The organism is Robinsoniella sp., assembly GCF_034124845.1.
The window spans coordinates 1-9,052 of sequence record NZ_JAWYAJ010000117.1; the positions used below are offsets into that span (position 1 = coordinate 1).

Below are 9,052 nucleotides of genomic sequence, written 5' to 3' on the forward strand. Positions count from 1 at the left end.
GTATAACGAATTGATTGACCAGATATACCAGGAGCCTGATCCTGCGGAACCGCCATACCTTTCAGCGGAGTACAGCCAGCCGGAAGCAATCGTATCTGCAGCAATTACCACAGGCGGCTATGAATGGAGCTATGAAAAAGAAGACGGTACCACAGACACAGCCAAGACCGACATTTCACCTGTTCTGGGCTGGAAGGAAATCAACGATCTTACCTTAAATGAACCTACTGACGTGAAGCTGTCCTTTACAAAAGAACCAGTCAGCGTAGAAGTGATTCGGTGGACTGAGGACGTACAGAAGCAGTATAGCGAAGGCAGTGACGTACCGGAAGGCGAAAAGGTTGAATTAAAAGAGAAGGACGGCGAACTCTATATTCCTTCAGCAGAAGCAGGTTATACCTACCAGGTTACCGCCAAATGGGACAATGGTACGGTAGAATATGGTTTTGTAACAAAGAGTAAAAACTAATTCATGCAGTTTTAGAAATGATTTACGGGGACAGATAAAAGCTGAAAGGATAAGAGACAATGGAATTTTTGGAAAGCACATTAGTGTCTATTGTAAACCTGGCAGTGCTGCTCTTTGAGTATATTGGGGTGGGTGTGATTGCATTTACCGGTATCGAGGGTATTATCAATTATATCAGGAGAAAACCGGAGACCCGCCTTAGGTTGGCAAAAGGGCTGGCGATGGGATTAGAATTTAAGCTGGGCAGTGAAATACTCAGAACGGTAGTGGTTCGCCAGATTTCAGAAATTGTGCTGGTAGCAGGAATCATTGCGCTCAGGGCGATCCTGACATTTTTGATTCACTGGGAAATTAAAAATGAAGAAAAGGAATATGATCTTCACATCAGTAAGAAAGAAGAAAGCTGATACAATCGAGTATTTATGCGGTATGGCAGGCATGGAAAACAATGAGAGTGAGGTCTAAAGAAATTAGTATAGTTTGCAAAAGGCATGGAGCGAATCTATGCCTTTTGTTTCTGAAAAGCTTTATACAGAGCCCTCAGAGGCTCTTTTCTTTTACGAAAACGGTAATCTGAATAACATAATTGTCCGGACCGTTAACGGTCAGTTCATCCAGTAGATAATCCTCAAAAAAGAGGTCATCTAATTCAAGTGCATGTTCTCTGGCATAAGCGAGCATCCTCTGGTATGTTTTTCCGATTTGTTTCCAGCTGCCCTGATGATAACCGTATAAATATCTTCCGCCTGGCTTCAGAGTATAAGAGACACCTTTTGGCGGTGTATCCAGGAGCAGGTAAATATTGCGGTAATCGTTGTATATGTCCTGGTGAATCTTGGTTCCATACTGCAGAAAACCAATGCCATAAGGACTCTTAATCCCCAGCTTTTCGCCCAGATTAACCAGTTCTCCAATCTTTTTCGCCAGTTCTTTGTCATTGGAAGAGGAAGTATGGGTAAGGATATAGTACTGGGGTTCCATTTTGGATAACTCGATCCTGGAGAAATCTTTTTGAAGAGCTTTTTGGATAAAATCTGATTTAAACTGCAGCCATTTCTTGGTCTTTTTAAGCTTTGCCAGTTTCCGGTCAATTATTTTTTCCTCTTCTTCCAGAAGTGTGATCAGTGCCCGGGGACTTTTATGGTCCAAGTAGTTTTTGATGTCGGACAGAGGCATATCCAGTTCCTTGAGATTCCAGATGACATCAAACACATCCAGCTGGGAAATAGAGTAATACCGGTATTCGTTGTCCAGTTTAATTTCAGGTGAAAAAAGACCAATTTTATCATAATGAAATAAAGTATGCTTTGTGACGCCTGCAAGTTTTGCAAATTCCCCTGTTGTGAGATATAGATCTTTGTTTATCATAGGATTTTCCTTTTTGAGAGTGATATTTATCTGGTTTCCGGGTTTATTTAAAAAAATCTTGACTATAGGGTAACCCTATACCTTATGATAGTAAAGAAAGTGTTAAAATGCAATAAAAAGAGGTGTTATATTATGAAAAATTCAATTACCAAAGATTTTAATTTTGTTTCTCTGCTCCGATTTGCGCTGCCTACTATGGTAATGATGGTATTTATGTCCCTGTATACGATTGTAGATGGTGTCTTTATATCCAGGTTTGTTGGAAGTGATGCTCTTTCAGCAACAAACATTGTTTATCCTGCTGTGAATATTCTCATAGCGGTTGGCGTTATGCTGGCTACCGGAGGCAGTGCAATTATAGCCAGAAAAATGGGGGAGAAGAAACGGGAGGAAGCCAGACAGAATTTTACTTTAATTATAGTGTCCGGGTTGATCTTCGGCATTTTGTCCTTAGTGGCGGGGAATCTTTTTATAGAGCCACTGGTGAAAATGCTGGGAGCTACGGATAAAATAATGGGAAACAGTATCTCTTATCTGCAGATGCTGCTTGTATTCGCTCCGGCATGTGTACTTCAACTGTTGTTCCAGTCTTTTTTTGTGACTGCGGGCAAACCCATGATCGGGCTGGGTCTGACACTGCTTGGAGGATTTGTCAATGCAGTACTGGATTATGTTTTTATGGGACCGCTGCAGATGGGAATCGGCGGTGCCGCACTGGCAACGGGAATGGGTCAGGCAATCCCTGCTGTGGCAGGTCTTATTTATTTTTGGAAAATAAGAAGAGAATTATACTTTGTAAAACCCAAAATGGATTTTTCCGTATTAAAAGAGAGTTGTCTGAATGGGTCCTCGGAGATGGTTACGAACCTGTCTACGGCAATGGTTACCTTTTTGTTTAATGTTATTATGCTGCGGTTTCTGGGGGAAAATGGTGTTGCTGCAATTACCATAGTTCTATACGGACAATTCTTGTTTAATGCATTATATCTGGGCTTTACCATTGGTGTTGCGCCCGTATTCAGTTTCAACTATGGAAGCGGAAATGTGGTTTTGTTACAGCGGATATATAAAATCTGTACCCGTTTTGTGGCAGTGTCCGCTGTTGTAATCACCATGATCGCACTGGCGGGTGCGCCTGTTATCGTAGAAATATTCACACCGCGTACATCAGCGACCTATGAAATAGCCAGAAGAGGATTCTTCTTGTTTTCCTTTAACTATCTGTTCGCAGGAATGAATATTTTTGCATCCGGTATGTTTACTGCATTTTCCAACGGTAAAATATCCGCGGCGATTTCCTTTATGCGTACATTTGGATTTATTGTGAGCTGCATTTTGATTCTGCCGTATATCATAGGTGTAGATGGGGTATGGATGGCAGTGCCTTTGGCAGAGTTCTTCACGGTATTTATTTCCTGCTTCTTCTTTCGCAGAAAGCGGGAAGTATACCGTTATGCGGTATAAAAAAAGTTATCAGGAGTGATTCTGATAACTTTTTTTGCAGTATTATTTAATTACGATATTATTTGAAATTTTGTTATCATTAATCATATTTGATAACATCGTTCAAGAGTATCATTCGGATTCAGATTACAATAGCATATTTTTATTGCTGTTTTTACAAATACGGCACACCGGGAATCTCCGGATAACTGCCCATGGAAATCAATAGTTCAAGACCAACCTGTCTTGCTGTGAGAACCGCTTCTTTTACGGCGCTGGCATTGCCGGATACAGCCAGTATTACTTCATTAGAATGGCTGGTACCTTTATTGGGAGTCATATATTCAATAATGCTTACGCCAGCTGCTTTCATCGCCTGATCAGACATCACAAGTCCGATAGCTGCCGGAGAACCGCATAAAAAGCCAAATGCCTGACCAACAGGAGCATGAAATGCTTTATTCAATACCTGTCCGGCGCTTGCGGAAAAGGCAAATTCTAAGTGCCCCGCTTCACTGATATAGAGTTCGCCTGCGTATTTATTCGTCAGTTCCAGGGCGATGGAAACTGCCTGCCGGACATCGGAGACACTGTTTCCGCCCAGCACAATATAGTTTCCATGTCCGCCCCAGCCTTTGGTATCTCTGGGAAGTTCAATAGATAATACCTCTGTATTTGTGGCTTTCACAGCTTCGTCCACAGCGGTAAGCTGTCCGGCTGCGCCGGTACGGGAACTGAAAACACCTATAGTATGGTAAGATTTACCGACATTCATTTGTTCCAAAAGGGACTCATCGATTCCGGCTATTACCAGACCGATTGTGTCCAGTACGGCGGTTCCGATAAACTCTGTTCTTGTGCAGTTCATGCTGATTGATCTTACATCCATAGTATCCTGTTCTCCTCTTTTACAATACATTTATATTTTCAGTATAAAGAAAAAACAACAAAAAGTCAACGAAAACAAAAGTCTTTGTGTACAGCACGGCTCGTGTAGTAACGAAACAACAATCTTTCATAAATTTAAAAGCAGTAACCACTTTACAAGAAGCTAGCGTAAAACGTGAATCGGACTGAACAGGAACAATTTTTATCAATATCATATATTCCAAAAAAAAGTACTTGACGAATAGTCAAATAAGCGTTATCGTATAGACGTAACAAAATTAAATATTATATTTTCTCTTATTCAGAGTGGTGGAGATACAAAGGATCTGTGAAACCACGGCAACCCCGTCAGAGGAAGGTGCCAACCTGAGCGAGTTATTCGAACAATAAGAGGATTTACTTATCATAATAGATAGGGGGTCCGCTTAATGCGGATCTTTTTTAGTTTCATAGCAGGCGTTATTCTGGGAACTGGGACAGGTTCCGGGAAAGAAAAGCCTGCAAGATATGTTAAATCGATCTCGTGAGAAAATATATACCGTTCTTATCAAAGGAGGACATTATGGAAAAATTATTATTTACTTCTGAATCAGTAACAGAAGGACATCCGGACAAAATGTGTGACCAGATCTCTGATGCGATCTTAGATGCACTGTTAGAACAGGATCCAATGAGCCGTGTGGCATGCGAGACTGCTACTACCACAGGTATGGTTCTGGTTATGGGGGAAATCTCCACCAATGCTTATGTAGATATCCAGAAAATTGTGCGGGATACAGTAAGAAATATTGGATATACACGTGGAAAATATGGATTTGATGCAGAGACCTGCGGCGTTATTACTGCGATTGACGAGCAGTCATCCGATATTGCAATGGGAGTTGACAAAGCTCTGGAAGCAAAAGAAAATACCATGACCGATGATGAAATTGAAGCAATCGGTGCAGGCGATCAGGGAATGATGTTTGGATATGCGGTAAATGAAACGGAAGAATTAATGCCTTATCCAATTTCTCTTGCACACAAATTAGCTTTACAACTTACCAAAGTACGCAAAGATGGTACGCTTTCTTATTTAAGGCCAGACGGAAAGACCCAGGTCAGCGTTGAATATGATGAAAATGGCAAACCATCCAGACTGGATGCCGTTGTGCTTTCCACACAGCATGATCCGGATATCACCCAGGAACAGATTCATGAAGATATTAAGAAGTATGTCTTTGATGTAATTCTGCCGGCTGAAATGGTAGACGGCAATACAAAGTTCTTTATCAATCCTACCGGACGTTTTGTAATCGGCGGACCTCACGGAGACAGCGGCCTTACCGGACGTAAGATTATCGTTGACACTTACGGCGGATATGCAAGACATGGCGGCGGTGCTTTTTCCGGGAAAGACTGTACCAAGGTAGACCGTTCAGCAGCATATGCTGCACGTTATGTGGCAAAGAATATCGTGGCTGCGGGACTTGCTGACAAATGTGAGATTCAGTTATCTTACGCAATCGGAGTTGCAAAACCTACCTCCGTTATGATTGATACTTTTGGTACAGGTAAGTTATCAGATGAGAAGCTTACGGAGATTGTAAGAGAGAATTTTGACCTCCGCCCGGCGGGAATTATTAAGATGCTGGATCTTCGCCGGCCAATTTACAAGCAGACTGCAGCTTACGGACATTTTGGCAGAAATGATTTGGATCTTCCCTGGGAGAAGCTGGATAAAGTCGAAATTCTTAAGAAGTACTTGTAAATTTATGAAAAATTTATAAAAGTCTTTGTTTGTTTAGATGTAAATATGGCTCCTTTATGCTATACTGAAAAGAGAACGGTATAACATAAAGGAGTTTTTGCTATGAAATTAAAAACGAGGCTTATCATAGCCTTTTTTGTAATTATATGTGTCCCGCTTCTGTTAACAGGCGTAGCACTGTTGGGTTTCAGCCAGTATCAGTTAAAATCCATTGAGGATAAATATGGAATTGAAAATGTCTCCTATGATGCATTTTCTAATTCGGTACAGATGCTGAGTATCACCACGAAGCGTATTTTTGAAGAGATGAAGAAGGAGGCTGACAAAGATCCGGATCAGTTTCTGGATGTGGATTATCTGTGTACAATCAATGATAAATTGCAGGACAAGAATTCTTATCTCATTGTGCGCAAAGGAAGTTCCCAGTACTATTCCGGGACCTCTGAGAACAATGCACAGCTTTTTAAAGAGCTGCCCGGGCCCAATACCTATGCAACATCGGCAGACAGCGGAACGTATATCGGAAAAGATGTAAGGGCATTTGTAAAACAGATTGATGTTACCTTTTCGGATTCTACAACAGGAAGTATTTTTATCATAACCAGCATGGATATTATGCTGCCGCAGATGAAGTCCCTGCTGCGTGATATGTTTATTACCATCGTTGTGATTCTGATTTTAACGGCAGGCCTTTTAAGTACCTGGATTTATTCGGGAATCAGCACACCTCTAAGGAAACTTCGGGCGGCTACCCAGAATATAAAAGAAGGAAACCTGGACTTTACCCTTGCAGCGGAAGGGGAAGATGAAATCAGCGAGCTGTGCCAGGACTTTGAAGAGATGAGAAAGCGGCTGAAAGAATCCGCGGAAGAAAAAGTAGAGTATGACAGGGAGAACAAGGAACTGATCAGCAATATCTCCCATGACCTGAAGACTCCTATCACAGCGGTAAAAGGCTATGTGGAAGGAATCATGGATGGTGTGGCGGACACTCCGGAGAAGATGAATAAATATATCCGAACGATCTATAATAAGGCTAATGATATGGATAGGCTGATTAACGAATTGACCTTTTATTCGAAGATCGATACGAACCGTATTCCATATACGTTTAGTAAAATTAATGTATCCAGTTATTTTGATGATTGTTTTGAAGAGGTTGGACTGGATCTGGAATCCAAGAATATTGAGTTTTCTTATTTTAACTATGCGGATGAGGAAACCTGGATTATTGCAGATGCAGAACAGCTGAAGCGTGTAATTAATAATATTATAGGAAATTCGGTAAAATATCTGGATAAGCCAAAGGGATATATCAATATCCGGGTAAAAGATGTGGGGGACTTCATTCAGGTGGAAATTGAGGACAACGGAAAAGGCATTGCACCAAAAGATCTGCCCCTTGTCTTTGACCGGTTCTACCGTACAGATGCATCCAGAAATTCTGCCCAGGGCGGAAGCGGAATCGGACTGTCCATAGTCAAGAAGATCATAGAAGATCATGGCGGTAAAATTTGGGCAAGCAGTAAAATGGGAACAGGCACAGTCATGTACTTTGTGCTTAGAAAATATCAGGAGGTACCTGTCAATGAGTAAGATTTTAATTATTGAGGATGAGGAAAGTATCGCAGATCTGGAGAAGGATTATCTGGAGCTAAGCGGTTTTGAGGTAGAGATTGAAAATCGCGGGGATATTGGACTTAAGAGAGCATTAGAAGAAGAATTTGATCTGTTTATCCTGGATCTGATGCTGCCGGGAGTAGATGGTTTTGAGATATGCAAATCCATCCGTGACAAGAAGAATACACCGATTCTTATGGTGTCTGCCAAAAAGGATGATATCGATAAAATCCGTGGACTTGGTCTGGGAGCAGATGACTATATGACAAAGCCTTTCAGCCCCAGTGAACTGGTAGCAAGAGTCAAGGCACATATGGCACGTTACGACAGATTGATCAGCAGTAATGTACAGACAAATGATATTGTAGAGATTCGCGGAATTAAGATAGATAAGACCGCCAGAAGAGTCTGGATAAACGGAGAAGAGAAAACCTTTACTACAAAAGAATTTGATTTATTAACGTTCCTTGCGGAACATCCAAACCATGTATTTACCAAAGAAGAATTATTCAGTGAAATATGGGATATGGAATCTATCGGTGATATAGCAACTGTAACCGTTCATATTAAGAAGATTCGAGAAAAGATTGAGTTCAATACGGCGAAACCTCAGTATATAGAGACAATTTGGGGTGTAGGGTACCGGTTTAAGATATAGGAAGTAATAAGTATGGAACAGAAGCGTTCCATACTTTCTATTGAAGCAGTACCGCAGACCCGTCAGCGGTATGCAGGAGTATAAGCATGATTTACATCTTGCGATACAAGTAAGCAATAGTATAATGATTGAGATAGAAAGAGCTGTCAAATATAAATTTCATTCCGAATAGAGAAATGATATTTATATTTGGCGGCTCTATTTTTATCTTTTAAAGTAAATCAATCCACGAAACATTTTTATTTCTCCCATTGACAAATTCAAATAAGTATGCTTTAATACACATATAGTTAATTAGTCAAGTAACTAACCAACAAACAAGAGGTGGTTTCCATGAAATTAAATTTTGAGGATGAAAAACCTATTTTCATGCAGATAGCGGAGGGTGTCGAAGATGCAATTCTGACAGAGGCTTTTCAGGAAGAGGGGCAGATTCCCTCGATTACGGAATTTTCTGTAACTTATAAGATCAATCCGGCAACGGCCCTGAAGGGCATTAATATGCTGGTTGAGGAAGGGATTGTTTATAAAAAGAGAGGTGTAGGTATGTTTGTAGCAGTTGGAGCGGTTGAGAAGCTGAGACAAAAGAGAAAGGATCAGTTCTTTGAACACTATATCAGCGGGATGATTGAGGAAGCAAAGAGGCTGAATATTTCAGATGAAGAATTATTAGGAATGATTGAAAGGGGATATAAGAAATGACTGGGATAGAGGTAGTAAATATCAGTAAAAGATTTAAGGATACTGTGGCACTGGATCATGTGAATCTATTTTTTGAGGAAGAGAAGATTTATGGACTTCTTGGAAGAAATGGTGCGGGAAAGTCTACATTGCTTAATGTGATCAGTAACCGTAT

General features: G+C 40.9%; 9 protein-coding genes, 1 pseudogene and 1 riboswitch. Of the genes and pseudogenes, 8 read left to right on the forward strand and 2 right to left on the reverse strand.

Going from position 1 to position 9,052, the window contains the following annotated elements:
- Both ACH2DQ_RS05600 and ACH2DQ_RS05605 read left to right on the forward strand, forming a co-directional pair.
- Positions 1-469: pseudogene (locus ACH2DQ_RS05600) on the forward strand (hypothetical protein); the annotation flags it as partial.
- 59 nt (positions 470-528) lie between these two features.
- Entirely contained in the window at positions 529-876 is a 348-nt protein-coding gene (locus tag ACH2DQ_RS05605; RefSeq protein WP_394911032.1) for a DUF1622 domain-containing protein, read from the forward strand.
- A gap of 133 nt (positions 877-1,009) precedes the next feature.
- On the opposite strand, the gene ACH2DQ_RS05610 is transcribed toward ACH2DQ_RS05605, so the two are convergent.
- Entirely contained in the window at positions 1,010-1,837 is an 828-nt protein-coding gene (locus tag ACH2DQ_RS05610) for a MerR family transcriptional regulator (RefSeq protein WP_394911033.1), read from the reverse strand.
- A 132-nt stretch (positions 1,838-1,969) separates the two neighbouring features.
- Between ACH2DQ_RS05610 and ACH2DQ_RS05615 the strand changes: the two genes are divergently transcribed.
- Positions 1,970-3,301: an MATE family efflux transporter gene (locus ACH2DQ_RS05615; protein WP_394911034.1), complete on the forward strand. Its 1,332-nt coding sequence runs from the start codon at positions 1,970-1,972 to the stop codon at positions 3,299-3,301.
- A gap of 154 nt (positions 3,302-3,455) precedes the next feature.
- On the opposite strand, the gene pduB is transcribed toward ACH2DQ_RS05615, so the two are convergent.
- The gene (gene pduB / locus ACH2DQ_RS05620; RefSeq protein WP_394911035.1) at positions 3,456-4,169 is read right to left on the reverse strand and encodes a microcompartment protein PduB; all 714 of its coding nucleotides are present in this window, start codon (positions 4,167-4,169) and stop codon (positions 3,456-3,458) included.
- A 293-nt stretch (positions 4,170-4,462) separates the two neighbouring features.
- Positions 4,463-4,561: riboswitch (SAM riboswitch) on the forward strand.
- A 169-nt stretch (positions 4,562-4,730) separates the two neighbouring features.
- Between pduB and metK the strand changes: the two genes are divergently transcribed.
- From metK to ACH2DQ_RS05645, 5 genes are all read left to right on the forward strand, one after another.
- Positions 4,731-5,918, forward strand: coding sequence for a methionine adenosyltransferase (gene metK / locus ACH2DQ_RS05625; protein WP_394911036.1), 1,188 nt, complete (start codon positions 4,731-4,733; stop codon positions 5,916-5,918).
- A gap of 102 nt (positions 5,919-6,020) precedes the next feature.
- Complete coding sequence (locus ACH2DQ_RS05630; protein ID WP_394911037.1) at positions 6,021-7,514, forward strand: ATP-binding protein; 1,494 nt, start codon at positions 6,021-6,023, stop codon at positions 7,512-7,514.
- The gene (locus ACH2DQ_RS05635; RefSeq protein ID WP_027295083.1) at positions 7,507-8,196 is read left to right on the forward strand and encodes a response regulator transcription factor; all 690 of its coding nucleotides are present in this window, start codon (positions 7,507-7,509) and stop codon (positions 8,194-8,196) included. The genes ACH2DQ_RS05630 and ACH2DQ_RS05635 overlap by 8 nt, the downstream gene beginning before the upstream one ends.
- A gap of 333 nt (positions 8,197-8,529) precedes the next feature.
- Positions 8,530-8,898: a GntR family transcriptional regulator gene (locus ACH2DQ_RS05640; RefSeq protein ID WP_394911038.1), complete on the forward strand. Its 369-nt coding sequence runs from the start codon at positions 8,530-8,532 to the stop codon at positions 8,896-8,898.
- On the forward strand, positions 8,895-9,052 hold a 158-nt coding region (locus tag ACH2DQ_RS05645; protein ID WP_395025905.1), incomplete at its 3' end, for an ATP-binding cassette domain-containing protein. The genes ACH2DQ_RS05640 and ACH2DQ_RS05645, both read left to right, overlap by 4 nt.

Bases quoted from the DNA above. Each gene is read 5' to 3' on its own strand.
- ACH2DQ_RS05605 (WP_394911032.1), top strand. From the start codon at position 529: ATGGAATTTTTGGAAAGCACATTAGTGTCTATTGTAAACCTGGCAGTG.
- ACH2DQ_RS05610 (WP_394911033.1), bottom strand. From the start codon at position 1,837: ATGATAAACAAAGATCTATATCTCACAACAGGGGAATTTGCAAAACTT.
- ACH2DQ_RS05615 (WP_394911034.1), top strand. From the start codon at position 1,970: ATGAAAAATTCAATTACCAAAGATTTTAATTTTGTTTCTCTGCTCCGA.
- pduB (WP_394911035.1), bottom strand. From the start codon at position 4,169: ATGGATGTAAGATCAATCAGCATGAACTGCACAAGAACAGAGTTTATC.
- metK (WP_394911036.1), top strand. From the start codon at position 4,731: ATGGAAAAATTATTATTTACTTCTGAATCAGTAACAGAAGGACATCCG.
- ACH2DQ_RS05630 (WP_394911037.1), top strand. From the start codon at position 6,021: ATGAAATTAAAAACGAGGCTTATCATAGCCTTTTTTGTAATTATATGT.
- ACH2DQ_RS05635 (WP_027295083.1), top strand. From the start codon at position 7,507: ATGAGTAAGATTTTAATTATTGAGGATGAGGAAAGTATCGCAGATCTG.
- ACH2DQ_RS05640 (WP_394911038.1), top strand. From the start codon at position 8,530: ATGAAATTAAATTTTGAGGATGAAAAACCTATTTTCATGCAGATAGCG.